The sequence below is a fragment of the Vibrio sp. MM46 genome, assembly GCF_027587135.1.
In the GTDB taxonomy this organism is placed as follows: Bacteria; Pseudomonadota; Gammaproteobacteria; order Enterobacterales; family Vibrionaceae; genus Vibrio; species Vibrio harveyi.
Genome location: NZ_JAPPTO010000013.1, coordinates 113,089 through 133,872 on the forward strand (window position 1 = coordinate 113,089; position 20,784 = coordinate 133,872).

Here is a 20,784-nt window from a genome sequence, read left to right on the forward strand (position 1 = left end):
AACATGAACCAGAAACTTAACCCTAAAAATATTGCACTGCGTTTGGCCGAGTTACCGGATGACAAAAAAACACAGTTTCGCGCGTTGCTAAAGGACAAAAACATTGATAGTTGGCAACTGCCCATTGTTGCTACACCACGAGTGAATGGTAAAGAAGTCTTATCAAATGCACAGCAACGGCTATGGTTTATTGACCATTATGAGCAAGGCAGTTCTATATATAACTTATTCAGCCAAATTCAGCTTATCGGTCAACTCGATATAGAGGCGTTGAAATACGCCTTAAATGCTTTAATTACACGTCATGAAGTGTTGCGCACGACGTATCACATTGAAGATGACGCAATTGAAGGCACTTTCAAGCCTAATCAACGACCTAACGCTTCTTTTGAACTGCCGTTATGGGTTGAATCGGATGTCAAAGATATCGACAAGAGAAGCCAAGAAGTTGCGAACGCCGTTTTTGACCTAAGTACTGAGTTGCCATTACGTGTCTATTTGTTAAAAGAGAAAGAACATCATTGGCGTCTAGTGTTTGTCGTTCATCACATTGCTTTTGATGCTTGGTCTGAAGCCATTCTTATCAAAGAGCTAGCAAACTATTACCAGCAATATCTCAATGCAACAAACCAAGGCGGTACTTTGCCAAAGGTGGTCCCGCTTGAGCTTCAGTACGCAGACTATGCTAAATGGCAACAGGAATGGTTGGAAAGCGAACAGGCAGAGCAGCAGTTGGCATTTTGGCAGCAAACACTTGCCGGTTCACCTGAATGTATGTCGCTACCTTTAGATCGCCAAAGACCTGATGTTATTTCGCGAACGTATGAAGGTGGAGAGGTTCAGCTGACGATCCCAACGCAGACTTTTATGAGTTTAAACGCGTTAGCGAAAGAACAGGGCACGACCTTATATTCGGTGATGCAAGCAGGTTTTAGCCTACTGCTGAATCAGTATGGGGCTGGGTCTGATATTAGCTTGGGAACCTCTGTCGCGAGTCGTCAACGTCCTGAGTTAGAGGGAATGATTGGCTTTTTAGTAAATACGTTGGTGATTCGTCACCAACTGCAAGATCGTGTGAGTTTCCGTGAGTTAATTGATCAGGTATCTATTACGTCTCGTCAAGCGTTTGAAAACCAAGCTGTCCCTTTTGATTTGGTTGTAGATACACTCAATATCCCGCGCGGAAAGCCTTGGACGCCGCTCTTTCAAGTGCTGTTTGTTCATCAAAATGTTCCACGCCAAACCATTGAGCTTGGTGGGGTCGCTGTTAGTCCAGTTGCTAGCGAAAGGCATCGAGCGCGCTTTGATTTAACCCTTAGGTTAAACGAAACAGAGCAAGCTCTGCGTCTTGATATGGAATACAGTAAAGAACTGTTTGATGAAGCGACAATTGTTGAAATGCTTGAGAGTTACTTAGTATTGCTCGAAGATCTTGTTGCAAACCCAGAGCAGGTTATCGCTTTAAGCGCGGAACATGATTGCTGTGATGTGACGGCTCAGCCTGTCACGCGTCATGTCGACAGTGATGTAATCGACTCAGTAACAGAAAAGCTACTCATAGCTTTGTTTACAGAAATATTAGATGTCGAAGTTCGCCCTGAAGACAGTTTTTTTGAGTTGGGGGGCGATTCAATTTTAAGCTTGCAACTGGTGGCAAAAGCTAAAAAGCATAGTTTAAGTTTGACTCCTAAGCTGCTTTTTAAAGCACAAACTCCAAGAGCCATTGCTCAGCAGCTAATAGAGCATGACAGTACAAGCCAAGTTGAGTCTAAGACCGCTTCTTTGGTGTCAGAGTTGTCGCATTTAAACACCATATTGTCTGCGTTTAAGCAACTGTTAAATAATCCTGCTCTTACCGAAAATGACAGTTTCTTTGAGTTAGGGGGGGATTCGATATTAAGCCTTCAATTGGTCGCTTTACTTAAGAAACAGGGCGTAAAAGTTAGCCCGAAACAGGTGTTTGCATTGCAAACCTCAAAAGCCTTGGCAATGGCTTTAATCGAAGGAGATTCAGCGGCTAATGACCAAAACCACAAAACACAGGGAAATGGTGCATTAGAAGCAGGTAAACCGGCGTTGGCACCAATACAGCACTGGTTCTTTGAACAAGCGTTAGAGCAACCATCTCACTGGAACCAGTCTATTCTTTTACAGCATGAGGGTGAACTAGAGACCGAAGCATTTACACAAGCTGTACGACATGTCGTGGCTAATCACCCTCAGTTAGGAATGGCTTATAACTTAGAGGAAGATAAGCAGAACTGGCAAAAATCATTCAGCCAATCTCCTATTGTGATCGATAGACACACGCTTTCTTTACAAGAGCTTCCTGATTATTTAGAGCAACAACAAGCACGTTTGGATATTTTCGAAGGGACAATGCTCCGTGTTGATTTATTGGTTATAGAGGGGCAGCCTCATGGTCGGATCCTCTTCACAGCACATCACCTAGTGGTTGATGCTGTGTCGTGGCGAATTTTGGCATCACAGATTTGGCAAGCGTATCAGGCTCTGTGTTCAGGTGCTTCTTTGAATGATGGATTAGAGCTTTTCTCAAGCTCTTACGAAGCTTGGGTCAGCGATCTAAATCACTGGCCAGAAGAGAATCTCAGCAATGCGAGAGACTACTGGCAAACTCTAGAGCAAGTTGATTTAGAAACAAAGGGAAAATGGACTGCTATCCCTGGTGTTCAGCCAGAAACTCCTCTGCTTAACCAGATCAAGGATACCGATGTGGTCGAGGTGCGATTATCTGCAGACCTTAGTCATAAGCTCGCAGGTAAAGCACTAACTGCGTATCAGTTAAAAGTTGATGAACTGATGTTATCAGCTGTGTCGTTAGCGATTCAGGAGTGGCGAGGTCAAGATGACTTCTTAATCGAACTTGAGAGTCATGGGCGACACCACGACTCGCTTGACCTTTCACAGACCGTGGGTTGGTTTACTAGTCGTTACCCAGTGCTACTGGCGAGCTCGGCATTTGTAGAATCCCAAGATGCTTTACGCCAGCACGTTCTAGCAATAAAAGACCAACTGCGTAATGTACCTAACCATGGGCAAGGGTTTGGTGTATTAAAGTATTTACACAAAGAGCTACAGCGCGTACCTACTCCGGCGATGGTGTTCAATTATCTAGGCCAAACAGATAAAGGGATGATTAACTCAGGATTAGCGTTGGCAAAAGAGACAATTCCAAAACAACGCCACGGCGATAATACGCGCCCTCATTGGCTAGATTTAAACGCCATGATTACAGATGGCGAGCTAGTAATGCGTTGGAACTTCAATAACAAAGTCCACTCGAAATCTCAAATTGAGGCCGTTGCTGAAATGGTTGTCGAAAAACTGACACTATTAGTTGAACATTGTTGTCACGCTCGGAGCACATTGTCTCCGACAGATGTACCATTGTGTAACATGTCACAAAGCCAGCTTGATAAAGTGGTGGATAGTATCCCACATTCCATTGAAAATATAGCTGACATTTACCCAGTGACGCCTTTGCAAAATGGCATGCTCTACCATACGTTAACAGATCATTCTGAAGGTATGTACATTAACCAAAGTTTGGTTGATTTAAAGGGGGCATTAAATGTAACAGCGCTCGAATTGGCATGGCAGTGGGTTATCGATCAGCATGCGATGCTCCGTAGTGGGTTCGTCTGGAAACATCTAGACGACCCTGTTCAGTTTGTTGCAAGAGAAATCAGTAATGACTGGCAATTTATTGATTGGTCTGAACAAGCAATAGGTGATGCTTTTAGACCGAACTTAGATGCTCAACTTGCTCAGTTAGCTAATGATGACCTAAAGCAAGGGTTTGATCTCACTAACGCGGGGTTGATGAGATTTAAGTTGGTCAAAATGAATAATGACCATCACAGCTTAGTTTGGACTCGCCATCACCTGATTGTTGATGGTTGGTGCACCAGCATTATATTGCGTGATGTCCAGCAAGCTTACTCAGCTATTTGTAAACACACTCAACCTGCACTTATCTCAAACCGACCATATCGAGATTTCATCGCGTGGCTTAACAAGCGAGATACGCAGAAAAGTGAACAGTATTGGGCGAAGTGTTTTGCAGGTTATGAGAATGTGGCTCGTTTACCTAAGACAATGACTCAAGAAGCATCGAGCCCAGTGGCACGCTCCCAAACTCAAATATTAGATAGCTTGTCTATATTCGATGCTGAAGTACTTCGAAATGTTGCAGCTAAGCATAGACTGACATTGAACTCTCTGTGCCAGGCGATCTGGGCCCTTACGCTACAACGGTACACTGGTTGCAATGACCTTGCCTTTGGGGTGACGAGTTCCGGTCGACCAAATGACTTGCTAGGTGCTGATGAAATGGTTGGTGTATTTATTACGACCATACCATTACGTGCGAACATCGACCCTTCGACGAGTTGGGTGTCGTTGGCACAGAAGCTACAATCTCAAATGGCGGAAAGTCGAGAACACGAACACCTACCTCTATCTACCATTCAACGGGTGTGCGGACAGCAATTAGAAGTGTTCGATAACTTGTTAGTGTTCGAAAACTATCCGAATGAGCCACAACCGCTCACCGAAGAGCTCACACTCTCAGTTCGTGAAACAAAAGAGCGTAATAACTACCCATTAACGTTGGTCGTTGTACCTCATCAACAGCTCGACTTTAGGATTGAGATTAATCCTGAGCATATCGATTTTTCAGTCGCTCAAAACATGCTAGCTGATTTTAAGTCGTTGCTTGTCTTGATTTCGCAAGAGCAAGAAAGCAGCGATAAAAAACAAAGCTGTGGGAGTTTGCTACGTCAAATCAGCATGGGAGGAGAACATTTCGCTCCTTGGGCTTGGAATAAAACTGAAACAAGCTTTGATGAAATTCCTGAAACACTGGTTCAATGGCTTGAAGATCAAGCTAGAAGAACACCCGACCGCGTCGCTTTAGTTTACGAAACGTCAGAGGGAATTTGCGAATACTCGTATAACGAGCTCAACCAAAAAGCTTCTCAATTAGCGCATTACTTGCTCAACCGTCACGAATGCAAAACTGATCAAACGGTCGCGGTTTGTATGACACGTTCACCGCAAATGGTCGTAAGTCTATTAGGTATCCTAAAGGCGGGCTGCGCTTACTTACCACTTGATCCTGATCTCCCAGCCGATCGTCTGGGCTTTATCGCTGAAAATGCTCGGGCAAAGGTTGTATTGACGATTGAATCATGCAAAAGCGCATTACCTGCGAAGGAGCAAGCGCGTGCAATATTGTTAGACGAGTCGGTTTCACTGTGCCAAACCTATCCTGATGTGGCACCTAATGTAGAACTTAAAGGCGATCATCTGGCGTATGTGCTTTATACATCGGGTTCGACCGGAAAGCCTAAAGGCGTGGCAATTCCGCATGCCGGCATCGTCAACCGGTTAGCTTGGATGCAAACTCAATACAAACTAACAGACGCAGATACAGTATTACAAAAGACACCTTATAGTTTTGATGTATCCGTTTGGGAGTTTTTCTGGCCACTAGTGACGGGTGCCAAGCTTGTGTTGGCAAAAGCGAACGAACATAAAGACACTGACCGTTTGATCTCACTTATTCAACAGCATCATGTTACTACCATTCATTTCGTACCATCCATGTTGCAAAGCTTTTTGGATAACCCTAATGCTCAAGCTTGTAGCGCGTTATCGCGAATCATCTGTAGTGGTGAAGCTCTGCCATACCAACTTCAACAGCAATGTCTGCATACGTTGCAAGCCGAATTACACAATTTATACGGACCTACGGAAGCCTCTATCGATGTCACCTACTGGGATTGCCGAAATCAGAATATCCAAGGTGTCGTGCCGATAGGTTATCCAATCGCGAACATGCAAACGTGGATTTTGGATTCTTCTCTCAATCCTGTACCTGTAGGCGTTGAAGGGGAGCTATATCTTGCTGGTGTCGGATTGGCTCGCGGTTACTTGGGTCGTGAAGATCTGACAAAGCAGGCCTTTATTCCCAATCCTTTTGCTGATTGTAATGCGTCGTCTGATGTTGAGTATGCACGTTTGTACCGTACTGGCGATGTTGCTCGCTATCGTGAAGACGGCGCTATTGAGTACGTTGGGCGTTCTGATTTCCAAGTGAAAATTCGTGGCTTACGGATCGAACTCGGCGAGATAGACGCCTCTATCGCAGCGCATCATGGTGTAAAAGAAGTCGTGACGATTGTCCGTCAGAACGCCTCATCGGGGGATTACTTAGCCACTTACATAATTCCTCAACCAGACTATGTTGGCCAACTCAGTGAGCCTAATATTTGGCGCGATTATCTATCTGGAACTTTACCCGAATACATGATCCCCGCAGTCGTGACTGAGCTAGACAAAATGCCAGTTACTCAAAATGGAAAATTGGATCGCAAATCGTTGCCAGAACCGGCATGGCACACACAGGCTTTCGTAGCTCCTGAGACAGAAACGGAGCAGACCCTTGCGGAAATTTGGCAAGCACTGCTCGATGTCAAGGAAGTCAGTAAAACCGATAACTTTTTCTCTTTGGGTGGACATTCGTTACTGATCACACGTCTAGTCAATAGAGTGAACCAAACGTATGGGCTGAGTATTCGATTAACTGACGTGTTGGAAATGTCTGTATTGGAACAGCAAGCTGGCTATATCGAGATGTTAATGCATCAAGCCGAGTCAGCAACAGAAGTAGATGAAGAATGGGAGAGCTTCGAGTTATGAGTATTGCTGTATATATTACGCAGTTATTTCAGCGCAATATTCGAATTAGCCTGGAAAACGAAAAACTGAAAATTGACGCTCCTAAGGGGGCGTTAACCACGCAGATTAAGCAAGAGTTAATGGAAAATAAACAAGCCATTATTGAATACCTTGTTGAACAGAAAAAGATAGCTCAGTTGCCTATACCTGACGCTATAGATCGCGAAAGCGATGTATTACCGATGTCTTCTGCTCAAAAGCGTTTGTGGTTCTTACAGCAGTTGGAGCCAAACAGTGGTCAGTACAATGTCAATGCGCTGCTGTCGATAGAAGGCTCAACGGATATTGATTCAATTCGCTCAGTTTTCTCTGATCTAATTAAAGAAAATGAAATTTTCCATACTCAATTTTCGGAAGTGGCAGGAAAACCAAAGGTAGAATTGCTAGAAGCTCAATCAGTGGATCAAGAGTTTGAGATTGAATGTGTTGAATTAGCGGCCAATGAACTTGAATCCAATGAGTATAAAGAAGCATTGCAATCTGCAATGACTCGACCATTTGACCTAGCTAATCCGCCACTGTTTCGTCTAACGCAATTAAAACTGGGAGAGCATCTGTCTCACTTGGTGCTAACTTTTCACCATATTGTTATCGACCACTGGTCATTGCAGTTATTGACCAAACAATTTGTCCAAAAATGTCAAGCCAAATTACAAGGGGGCGTAGAGACAAGAACACAGTCATCAGAATTACAGTATTTGGATTATGCTGCGTGGCAAAATGCCCTATTCGAGAGCGATTATTATGAGGAGCTAAAGGCCTATTGGCGCGAAACACTTGGTACGGAAGACTATTGCTTATCATTGCCAACTGATCGGCCAAAAACGCCACAAACGACTCACGCTGGTGCGAGGTATAACTTCGAATTGAATCCAGAACTCTTTACTGCTCTTAAATCGTTCTGTCTCATGCATAAAGTTACGCCAAATACCGTGTTATTGGCAGCTTACCAGTGGCTGCTTGTAAGACGTTCAAGTATGCATGAGATTCGAGTCGCGTGCCCAGTTTCTGAAAGGGCACATCAAGATCTAGAGAGCATGCTTGGCCTATTTGTTAACACTATGGTGGTGAAAACGCATTGGTCGGAAGGGCAAACAACAACGTCTTGGATTAAGAAAGTAAATGAAGCACTATCAGGCGCAAAACAACATTCAGCGATGCCATTTGAGAAGTTAGTCGATGAATTGGTCGCGTCTAGAGAAGGTGAGCATGAACCTTTGGCTCAGACTATGTTTAATTATCTAGTAAATGAGCCTAGCGAACCGATCCAGTTGGCTGACATGAGACTTCAACCATTACCTGTGCCAGAGTATAGCGCCAAGTTTGATATATCTTTGTTTGCGAACAATGACGGAAGCGGTATCAGCCTGTCTTTCCAGTACAGAGTCGACTTGTTTGATAGAGAAACTGTCGCAGACTTAGCACAGCATTATCTTGCTGCGCTGGAGTATCTAATTTCAGCGGGTGACCAGCCCTTAGCATTACACTCCTCATTATTAAACAAAGAGCGAATTCAGCTACAAGATTGGAATGACACTGCGAAAGAGTATGACTTGCCTAATACATTGGCAGAGGCGTTATCCGATCAGCAAGAGTTAACGCCAAATCATATTGCGCTCAAATATCAAAATGCGTCATGGAGCTACCAAGAGCTAGGCCAAAAGGTTAATCAGCTTGCGAACTGGTTAGTCGCTCAAGGGTGTAAAACGGAAGACAAAGTGGCGATTTGTATGACTCGATGCCCTCAAATGGTGGTGAGCATTCTCGCTGCTGTGAAAGCTGGTTGTGCGTATCTACCTCTTGATCCTGATCACCCGCAACAACGTTTAGATTACATCGTGGAACATGCCAAACCTAAGGTAATCTTGGTGCTTCCCGAGTTTTCGAGTCGTTTTGAAAAAACTGAGCTAACACAAGATCTATGGACGTTAGATGACGCATTCAGTTTGGTTGACGGTCAAAGCATTGAATTTAACACTCCCGAGTATCATCCTCATCAATTGGCTTATGTGCTTTATACTTCAGGTTCAACTGGTCAACCTAAAGGTGTAGCTGTTCCTCACAGCGGTGTTATGAACCGAATTTTCTGGATGCAGGATGAATATTGTCTTGGCAGTAAAGATGTGGTTCTTCAGAAAACACCGTACAGTTTTGATGTCTCTGTTTGGGAGTTTTTCTGGCCATTGATGACAGGAGCTACACTCGTATTGGCGGAGGCGGGAGAGCATAAAGACAGTCAACGACTTATTGAGCTAATAGAGAAATACCAAGTTACTACGTTGCACTTTGTCCCAGCCATGTTGCAAGTTTTCCTAGATAACCCTCACGCATCCTGTTGTCGCTCTTTAAGGCAAATTTTCTGTAGTGGTGAGGCGTTACCTTATCAGCTACAGCAGCAATGCTTATCAGTGCTGGGCGCAGAGCTCCATAACCTTTATGGGCCGACCGAGGCTTCTATTGATGTGACGCATTGGGATTGCCGAAAACAACATATTAAAGATCTCGTGCCAATTGGCTCCCCGATTGCGAATATTCAAACTTGGATTCTAGATGAAGAGCTCAATCCTGTTCCAATCGGTGCCAGTGGCGAGCTTTATCTTAGCGGGATTGGTTTAGCGCGTGGTTATCTCAATCGTCCAGACCTCACCGCTAAAACCTTTATCCCTAATCCGTTCGCTCAAGACGGCGCGGTGGGTGATGCTCAATACAGCCGGCTATACAAAACAGGTGACGTCGCCCGTTACCTTGAAGATGGGAGCATAGAGTATGTAGGGCGCGCTGATTTCCAAGTTAAGATCCGAGGATTACGTATCGAACTTGGTGAAATAGAGGCAAGAATAGCAGCGCACTCTGCTGTGAAAGAAGTCGTGGTCGCAGTTTGTAAGGATGAGAAATTATCGGATTTCTTAGTCGCTTATATCGTAGCTAAAGATGAACATAGTCTACCGGAACTTACACAGTGGCAAGCATATCTACTAGAGAGTTTACCTGAGTATATGATTCCTACCGCTTTCGTTTCATTGGATGCAATGCCATTGAGTGTGAACGGAAAAGTAGACCGAAAAGCTCTACCAACGCCAAATTTAGCAGCATTGAATCGAAACGACTTCGTGGCACCAAGAGGAGAGAAAGAACAGATTCTTGCTGAGATTTGGCAAAGCCTACTCGGTGTTGAGCAAATCGGAATTAACGATAATTTCTTTGCCATTGGCGGCGATTCAATTGTCAGCCTACAGGTCGTAGCACGCGCTCGAGATATGGGGCTAAAACTTGAGCCGAAAGATATATTCCGTAATCAAACCGTAGAGTTGCTTGCGTCTGTTGCAACACAAGATAAGCAGCAAGATTACGATGTAGGGGATATGTTTGGTGAAGTACCATTGGCACCTATTCAACAGTGGTACTTAAATCAAGCGTTGGTGAACCCTGATCATTTCAATCAAGCACTCTTGCTGGCAAGTTATACAGAGGTTGATGTCTCCTATTTGCGTCGAGCTTTACAGCGCTTGGTAAACGCTCACCCAATGTTAGTCGCGCGCTTCAATTACCAAGAGAATACCAAGCAATGGGTGCAAAGTGTTTCGGAGACTGATGCGAAAAGAGACATCGCGTTTACAGTGTATGAACGTCACTCTCTAACCGATGAAGAGAAACAGCACGCTGTCTCAGAGATTAGTGAATTTGAGCAGACTCGGCTTAAGCTCGCTCAAGGAGAGGTGTTTCGATGTGCATTAATTCACTTTGGTGGGTCAGAAAGCCGTTTACTACTAGTAGCACATCACCTTGTAGTTGATGGTGTTTCTTGGCGTATATTGCTTTCTCAGTTGGAAAGTGACTATATCAAGTTATGTAACAAAGTATCATTGGCACCAACTCGATACCAAACTAAGCCATTCAAACGCTGGTCTGAGCAAGTGGCTGAATACAAACCGAGCTCTGAAGGGATTATTAAGTGGCATGAGTGGCAAAACAGGCCGGAATCAAGAGAGGCTCTTTCTACCACATTACCAACAGATCCAGTTGAGGTGCCATACCCCGCAGGTCTCCAAGGCAGCACACAAGTTTGCCTATCGACAGACCAGACCGAACGATTGCTCAAACATGCAGGAAGTACACTGCGCGCTCGCATTGACGAACTTTGTTTGACAGCGCTCGCTAAGGCGCTGTCAAATTGGACTCAATCTCAGCACCACCTCATTAGTCTAGAAGGACACGGGCGTGATCTCGTTGATTGTGATGTCAGTGAAACAGTGGGCTGGTTTACTCGACTTTACCCAGCGTTGATCAGCAGTGAATTAGGTTCATGGCAAGAAAGAGTGCTTACTGTACGCCGCCAGTTGAGTGCATTACCAGAATCCCATACTCCTTTTAGTGCTGTTAAATCATTCTTGAGCGATGCGTTGGAGCCGCAACTCGTCTTCAACTACTTAGGGCAGCTTGATAATGCACAAAGCAGTGGTTTCATGCAGCAGGCTCCGGAAAAGCTTACAGGGTTTCGTGACACTCAGAACCCATTATCATGGCTACTCGAAGTAAATGCGTTTATCAGTAAGAATCAGCTGAAAATTAACCTTCAGTACTCGCGCAGTTCATTTGTTCCAGAAACCATAGCCCAGTTTGGGGCTGAGTATGTATCTCAACTAGGCGATATGTTGGATGCACTATGTGATAATAGCCCAAGCCTCAAGGGGGCGGTTGCAGCTGATTTCCCTCTGGCGAATTTGAGCGATGATCAAGCGGTTAACCTCGTTCGAAAATATGTAGATTGTGCGGTAGAGGATGTCTATCCACTTACCCCAGTGCAACAAGGCATGCTTTTCCATTGTTTGGATCACGATGCTGCTTACATCAGCCAAAGCATTGCTAAGTGTGAGGGAGCGCTTAACTCTCAGCAATTGCAAGAATCATGGATAGACGTCGTGGAACGTCATCCAGCCCTTAGAACTGCGGTGATTACTGATGACGTTGACGAACCCCATCAAGTTGTGTTTCAGTCCGCTAAATTGCCATTTGAGGAACTAGACTGGCAGGACATCGCTCAGGCAGATAAAGATTTGATGCTGCAAAGTTTACGTCAGCGTGAAATTTCCCAGATTAAGTTCTCTCAAGCACCAATGATGCGTGTTGTTCTTATCAAACATAGTGAAAACCATCACCAATTGGTTTGGACCATACATCATTTGATCATGGACGGGTGGTGCCTGAATATGCTGGTAGGCGAAGTGATGCAAGGGTATTTTGCTCGTCTATCGGGGGAGCAGATATCGAAACAACCTGCAGTGCCTTTCCGAAACTTCATTGAATGGTTAGAGTTAAAAGATGAAGTAGGTGCAAATAAGTTTTGGCGTGAGCAACTAACGGGTTTTACATCTACGAACTCACTTCCTGCCGCTTACATCGCAGGTTCAAAACCTAAACACGCAATAAAAGAAGACGCTTATCTGATTACTCACCAGTATCTGGGTAAGGCGCGTACAGCTGAAATTGAACGACTCTGTCAGCAAAACTCATTGACGCTAAATACGCTTGTTCAAGGCCTCTGGGGAAGTATTCTTGCTCGTTACATGGGTTCGAGAGATGTAGTTTATGGTGTGACGACAGCGGGACGACCAAGTGACTTACCAGGATCAGATCGTATATTGGGCGTGTTCATTAACACCTTGCCACTAAGATTGGATTTGAACTCTGATCTGTCGGTTTTAGAGTGGCTGACTGAGTTGCAAGATAAGAACTTAGTTATGCGAGAATTTGAACAAACACCAATCGCTCGTATTCAACGAGCGTCTTCAGTTCCGCAAGACCAAGTCTTGTTTGAAACACTATTGGTGTTTGAGAACCTACCTGCGTCCGATGAACAACCTCAACATGGTTTGACGTTGACGCTAGACGATCATCACGTGCGTAATAACTTCCCTCTCACTTTACGCGTTGTACCTCAAAAAGACCTGAGATTTGACCTGCTGCTAGATTTAGAACGTGTTGATCACAATATAGCTACGAAAATGATCGACGAATTGTTATTAGCGGTCGATAAATTAATCAACGACGCAAATACGCTTCAAACCCGCGTTAAAGATTGGGTTGTAGGAGGGTTCCCTAAACTCCAGACGAGCATGGCTAAGCCAGTTGGTAATCTACTGGAAAGGGTGATGTCGAACTCAGGTTCTGCAACTGGCTTATTGGTTGATGACAAGGGAGAACAACTTTCTATCACTTACCAGCATCTTCTAACTCAAGCCGAACATTTGGCAAGTTATCTTCCAGATATTACTGCCTCTAAACGTGTCATTGCGCTTGTCTTACCAAGAGAGCAAGAACAAATAGTGGCGATGCTTGCAGCTTGGTGGAAAGGGGCTGCGTGGCTGTGCATTGATCCGCAGTTGCCTGCTGAGAGGGTGAGTTACATGCTTGCGGATGCCAACGTATGCTGTGTCTTGGGGCTTGATACCCCCGAGTATTGGGAAAATGATGAGTTGGATGAACGTTATATTTGGTTAAATATTCGAACTCTTCTCTCTCTACCAGCGAAATCAGGCGCGTTGTTGCCTCCGGCAATAATACAGTCGAAAGACACGGCCTATGTTATCTATACATCGGGATCGACAGGGCAACCTAAAGGCGTCGAAGTGACTCATGGCAATGCTATCAGTTATGTCGATGCATTGTTTGAGCGTATTGATATAGAACCCAACGCAACGATGGCGACATTAGCCACAGTTTCTGCGGATCTTGGTTTGACTTGCGTACTTGGCGCATTAGTTACGGGTCGAACGCTGGCTTTGATACCGAATGTACTGAGTTTTGACCCTTCCGCACTAGCACAATATCTAGAGCGCTTCCCAATTGATGTTCTGAAGATTGTGCCGTCGCACCTAAAAGCGTTACTCGCTGTAGAGAAACCAGAGCGTCTTCTTCCGCGTCAATGGTTGATTTCCGGTGGTGAGTCATTAACAACTGATTTGGTGCAAGACGTTCGTGCATTATTACCGACAATCAATGTTGCAAATCACTACGGTCCAACAGAAGCAACAATTGGGTGCATGGCTAAAGTCGTCGACGATCGGGCAGCATCTATTACGTTGGGCTCTGAACTTAGCAACGGTATTGCGCTAATCGTCGACGAACAAGGCTTACCTGTTGCTCAAGGCATACCAGGTGAATTGTTAATTGCAGGACAAGGTGTCGCGAAAGGTTATTTGAATAAGCCAGAACAGACAGCAAACAGCTTTACGTCAGTGTCAGTTATCGATAGTAAAGGTCAGGAGCAAATGCTTCGTGCTTATAAAACAGGTGATAAAGTTTCTAAAACTGACAATGGTGAGTTCATTTACTTAGGACGGATAGATGACCAAGTTAAAGTACGTGGTTATCGTGTAGAACTTAATGAAGTTAAACAGACACTATGTAGTTTTGAATCTGTTATTGATTGCGCCGTAACCGCAGTTTCGGGGCCTTCAGGACTGCGTCTCGCGGCCTGTGTTGTGATTGAAAAGGAAGCTTCGTTGGCGGCGGTTAAGCAACGCGCCTCAGAAGTTTTGCCGGAGTACATGGTGCCATCGCTCTGGATGATCGTTGAATCCTTACCACTGAATTCTAATGGTAAGGTTGATCGTACTCTAATCGCACAGTGGTTAGAGCAATCCAAGTCTTCAAGCAGCGCTCCAAGAGGAGCGAGTGCGGTTGACGTTGAAAACGATGATAGCCTCCACGTATTAACTGAACTATGGGAAGGTTTGCTGGGTCAGCGGCCACAGCCCAATGATAACTTGTTCAGCTTGGGTGCCGATTCAATCATTTGCCTGCAATTTATCGCTAAAGCAGCTAGTAAAGGGTTTAAATTCACGCCTAAGCAGATCTTCTCTGCGCCGTCATTGCTGCAATTAAGTGAGTTTACAGCAACACGCAAAACTGAAAATGCACTAGCTACGAAGGTAGTTGAAGCGGTGAATGTTCAATCCACCTCTAAAACAGAAGCAACTCTTCAAACGTTATGGGAGGAGCTTCTAAAACAGAAAGTAAATGTGGATGATAACTTCTTCGCCTTAGGTGGTGATTCGATCATTACGTTGCAGATGATTGCAAAAGCAAAACAGCAAGGTCTGACATTGACGCCTAAAATGGTTTTCGAGGATCCAAGTATTCGTATGCTTGCTAAGCGCCTTGAAGAGTCTGCAACTGATAAGGGTGAAAATCAGTCCTTATCGACCGTTTCGAGATCTTCTGTCGAACCAATAATTGAATCTAATACCGAGTTTTCAACCGAAGAACATACTGATTTTGATTTGGAAGCGCGAGAGTCATTGAATGCCTCCGAACGTAGTAAAGTACTTGGTCAGTTAACTCAAATATGGCAAGAGTTATTTAATTTAGAGTCGATTGTTCCTGATGCTCACTTCTTTGAATTGGGAGGTGACTCGATTATGGCGCTTCAATTGATTGCTCGATTGAGTAAATTCGATTTGAAGTTAACACCTAAACAAATCTTTAGTTCGCCGCGCCTGAATGAACTCGTAGATATGTTGGTTGATAATGAACATAAGGTGATCTCTGAACCGAATAATTCTGATGCCAAGGTACTGCCGTCTTCCGTTATTAATACGCCTTTGATAGAAACGACTGTGCCTTCTCAACAGTCCAACTTATTGCCGATCCAGCACTGGTTTTATGAAGTCGAGCAACCTGTAATTCATCATTGGAACCAGGCAATCATGCTTGCTCTTCCACAAGCTGTGAATCATGAAGCGATGTCGGCAGCGGTTGAAGCTTTGATTGAGAAGCATGCTGCACTGGCCAGTCGTTTTGCATACAAGCAAGGCGCTGAAATACGACAAAGTCATAGTGGGCAAGTTGCTGGCGTTTACACCACCTTTGACAACCAAACATTACAAAGTGTTGAAGAGTTAACACAACATTGTCAAGAAAGCTTAAATTTAGTTACCGGCCCAGTGTTCAAAGTGGTCGCTTTTAACCTCAAACAAGGGGGAGCTCGTTTGTTGCTGGTGGCCCATCATCTAGTCGTTGATGGTGTTTCATGGCGAATCATTGGAAACGATCTGGCTCACGCGTATCAAGCAAAGTGTCTTGGTCATAACATCGAACTTGGTCAAGGATCGGCATCAGTGTCAGATTGGCATAATGCACTAATGAATTGCTCTGCCGATGTATTGAAGCGGGCTCGTGAGTTTTGGTTACCAATGGCAGCGCGTTCACTGGACGGGCAACTGCTCCCGGAGGCACAGAATGGAACGATTGCGACGGCTGACAAAACAGTACAAGTCTTCGACGAGGGAGTCACTCAATCGCTTATTTGCCTTGGTTCAATACACGGAAAGACAGGCTGTGAAGTTGCTATGTTATCTGCACTTTCACAAGCACTTTGCAATCAGTTCAATAAGTCTAAAGTAATGATTGAACTAGAAGGTCATGGCCGTGAGTTATTGGATTCGCATGTTGACTTATCTGAAACAGTAGGATGGTTTACTTCACGCTACCCTGTCGCTTTTTCTGCGCAGCAGAAATCACTTGAAGAGGCTGCATTGACGCTTTCACAAGTGCCTAATAATGGTGTTGGATACGGTGTTTTACGTTACCTCAAACAAGAATTAGCGTTTGTACACCCGCAACTAGTGTTCAATTATCTAGGGCAAGTTATGAGCACTAATGGTGAATGGCAGTTGGTCGCAGACGGTGTTGGAAAATCAAGACATCCTGAAAGCTTGCGACGCCAACTCATCGAAGTGACGGCACAGATTCGTGAAGGGCAACTCTATGTCTCTTGGCAATATCCATCTGACATCGGACCAAAACTAAAAAACATGTTTGAACAATTTGAAACAAACGTGAAATCGATAGTTGCAAGCAAAGCGGAGTCACAAAACGAAGCTACTTTAGAGCGTTCGAGCAATGTTACGAAAATAAAACATTACCCGTTGACTCCAATACAGCAAGGAATGTTCTTACATAGTGCGTCTGCAAAAGAACCGCTCTATTTTAATCAAACGACCGTCGAGCTTGAGGGAGAGCTTGATGTTGATTCGTTTGTCCGGGCTTGGCAGCAGACTGTTGATGCGGAAGCTATCTTAAATGCGGCTTTCGAAGATCATGGTGACAAAGCGCCAACTCAATGGTTTTCGGCTCATTCATCTTTACCCATGTCCCGACACGATTGGTGTGGAAAAGAGCTGGAGTGGCAACAAGCTCAGTTGAAGCAACTTTGTAAAACAGATAGGGAGAAAGGGTTTGATTTAGCCAAGCCGCCTTTAATGAGGCTGCATTTAATAAAAGTAAATGAAAATCGCCATTGGTTAGTGTGGAGCCGACATCACTTGATTGTTGATGCTTGGTGTTCGTCGATCATCATCAAAGATATGGTTCATCGCTATCTTAATCTCATTGGAAAAGTAGCGAGCTTGCCTTCGAAAAGGCCGCCATTCACTCGATATTTAGATTGGTTGGGTCAGCAAGATTTAGAACACAGTAAGCGCTTTTGGAATGAAGAGTTAAAAGGTTTTGACTCACCATTAAAACTGGTACCCGGGCAGAGTGGAGAAGAATTTACCCTTGAAGATCATACTTTGTCTCATGAGTTGACACAGAACGTAAAAGAACTCGCTAAGCGTAAAGGCGTCACCTTGAATGCGGTGATCCAAGCAGCATGGGCACAAACCCTAGCGCACCATAGCGGTCAGCATGACGTTGTTTTTGGTATGACAACGTCGGGTCGACCTGCTGAACTGGCGGAAGCTCATCAAATGGTGGGAATCTTCATAAATACATTGCCGGTTCGAGTTCAACTGAACCCAATGCTCGATACTGGAACCCTTTTACAAAATATCCATCAACAAGGAGTAAGGTTAAGAGAATATGAGTACACCCCATTAAGTGAGATTATCGCTCAAAGTGAAATCAACCGCGGTCAATCGCTGTTTGATTCATTGCTTGTGTTTGAAAACGAGGCGATGTCAGAGCGAAGCAATATTGCTGAACATCTTACAGTTACACCGTTAGACGGTTATGAGCGTAATAGCTATCCTTTATCTATTACGGTGATGCCAAGAAGTGAGCTTGTTTTACGAGTTGGTTGTGATGGCGAAAGACTGTCGTATTCTCATGTAATCAAAATGGTAGAGACCTTTAAGACTGTTCTTGAAAGTATGGTGTTTAGCTGTGATCAGCTGCTAGGAAATGTGATGAATCAGCCTACTTTGCTTCCTTCACAGTTTGTGGAGCAGAGCCTGCGAAATTGGTCGGAAAGCTGGACGTTAGAAACTGAAATTTTATCAGTAGCGAACACATCTCCACAACGTATTGCCGTTAGTGATACTGAAGGCGCTTTGACATATCAACAGCTTGTGGAGCGCGCGACATATCTAGCTCAAAGCTTAAGTGAGTCAGGTATTGGTTGTGAGTCTAAAGTAGCGGTTTGTCAGCGTCGGGGCGTTGATATGTTGGTATCTTTGCTAGCGGTTTATTGGTCTGGCGCGGCTTATATTCCACTGGATCCAAATCAACCCAAAGAACGTTTGGCGTTGATTTTAGAGCAAGCGAGTCCTGCATTAATGTTAGCTGATGAATCAGTGACTGACTTTGACCATTATGGCTGTGTCAAGTCGCCGCAGCAGCTATTAAATCAATGTACCTATGATCCAAGTTGGATGAACACAAGACCAGCGAATCACCCCGAACAATTGGCTTATATTATTTTTACTTCTGGTTCTACTGGGGTACCTAAAGGAGTTCAGATTTCTCGCGCTGCGTTTGCTAATTTCCTGCAAAGCATGTTGGAGTTAACCCAAATCCAAGCATCTGACCGACTGCTTGCTGTAACAACCATTGGTTTCGATATCGCGGGTCTAGAAATGTTTCTACCTTTGCTTAGCGGCGGGCAAGTGTTTGTGGCGAGTTACGATGATGCCCGTGATGCTAGTCAACTAGCTCGGTTAATAGATGAAAGAGACATCTCATTTATGCAAGCAACGCCAGTCACCTGGCAGATGCTTGCGGAGCACGAGTCAGTTAATTGGTCAGCACTGACGGTCCTGACTGGAGGTGAGGCATTACCAGCGCCTCTAGCGTCCTACATGGTAGAACAGGGAGCGAAAGTGATGAACGTTTATGGACCGACTGAAACGACAGTTTGGTCATCGATGCTTAATGTTGATCAACAGCAAGCACAGTCTCCTTCGCTGGGCCTACCTATCGCTAACACCAATTTCTATGTATTAGACGATTGGTTAAACCCTGTCGCTGTTGGAGCCGAAGGGGAGTTATACATCGGTGGCCAAGGGCTAGCTCGTGGTTATGCTGGACAAGCAAGCCTGACGGCACAAACGTTCACCCCTGATCCGTTTAGTACTCAAAAAGGTGCGAGAATGTATGCAACGGGTGATATTGTCCGCATTGGTATGAAGGGGCAGATTGAGTTTGTAGGTAGGAAAGATTTTCAGTTGAAGCTGCGTGGCTATCGTATCGAAGCTGGCGACATTGAAGCTGCGCTAGCGAAAATTACGGCAGTAAAAGAGTCTGCGGTAAAGCTATGCTACCCGGACTCAGTGAAAGCATGTTTAATTGGTTATGTAACGCTCGCATCAGGAGAGGAGATAAATACAGAACAGGTTTTAGAGAGATTACGTAAATCTCTGCCTTTCTACATGGTGCCGAAACGTGTTGTTGTTTTGCAATCGATGCCACTAAATGCAAACAACAAAGTTGATCGCAAAGCATTGCCAGAACCAGACGATTCCATTCCATCTGGTTTATTACCAGCAACGGAAACAGAAACTTGGCTAGCAGGGGAGTGGCAAGCCTTACTAGATAGTGCGGATGTATTTGCAGATGATGATTTCTTCGCTATCGGAGGTAATTCATTGTTAGCTGGTCGTTTTGTATCTGGGCTGAAGAAGAAACTAGGTATCGAACTATCCCTTACACAATTGTTTCGATTCCCTGTTCTACGTGATCTAGCGCGATTGCTCGAAGAGCAAAGTGAAAGCAAACATGGCTATGACTGTAGTGATCCACAAATACCAATATCGAGCCAAATACCCCATTCAGACCTGCTGGTATGTTTGAATAGAGGTTCGTCAATGCAGCCTCCATTATTTGTATTTCACCCTGCGGGTGGTCATGTAAAAGCTTATGAAGAACTAGTTAGCTTATTGCCAAAAGAACAGACCGTATATGGTATTCAATCACCGCAACTTGTTAATTTGGAGAATGCACCAGACTCTGTGAACGGCTATGCTAGCCTGTATGCTGATCTCATTCGCTCTGTTCAAAAAACGGGAGCAGTACGTTTGTTGGGCTGGTCATTTGGTGCTTGGCTGGCGGTTTCAGTGACTCATTTACTAGAAGCGGATGGTGAAAGAGTAGAGTGGCTTGGGCTGGTAGATGCGAGAGCAAATCCTCAAAGGGCAGTGCTAACACTTCCGACATTACCTCATGTTAGCCGTTACTTGGCGTGTTTAGATAATGAAGCGAGACGCTTCCTTCTTGGCAAACATGCTGTTTTTCTAGATGAATTAGAGTTGCGCTTGCAGTCAGCAATTGATACGAGTCGCGATGATATTGCTTTTAATGCCTTCTCTGATGTGATTCATGATGTTGAGATGGGTCACAATATGAGTATTGAAAATAAAGAACTGTATTATTTGCAAATGAAACTATTTATGAAGTGCCATTCTTTGATGCAAAACCATCAACTTGAAGCGGTGTCTTCGCCCATAGATGTTTGGTGGGCGAGCGATACGCTCGTAGATCGCGACTATCAACATGGGGCATCTGAATATGAGTGGGATGTGTATGGAAAGACGAATGTAACAATTTTAAACGGTGACCATAATAGCATTATCCGGGATGTCCGATTAGCTAATGATATTTCTCACAAACTCAATCGCTTACGAACCACTTTAATCAGTGAACCATAAAGTTAGTAATGATAGTGCCTCTTATCAGAGAGGCACTCCACTCTTATGACTTGAATTACGCAGCCTTGAAACCTTCTCCGTAACAACTTCTTTA

The 20,784-nt window shown here is 44.5% G+C and carries 2 protein-coding genes; both read left to right on the forward strand.

Annotation, left to right across the window (positions count from 1 at the left end):
• The first annotated feature begins 3 nt into the window (after positions 1–3).
• Complete coding sequence (locus OH459_RS16010; RefSeq protein ID WP_269987664.1) at positions 4–6,726, forward strand: non-ribosomal peptide synthetase; 6,723 nt, start codon at positions 4–6, stop codon at positions 6,724–6,726.
• Entirely contained in the window at positions 6,723–20,690 is a 13,968-nt protein-coding gene (locus tag OH459_RS16015) for a non-ribosomal peptide synthetase (RefSeq protein ID WP_269987665.1), read from the forward strand. Before OH459_RS16010 ends, OH459_RS16015 begins: the two co-directional genes overlap by 4 nt.
• Positions 20,691–20,784 lie beyond the last annotated feature (94 nt).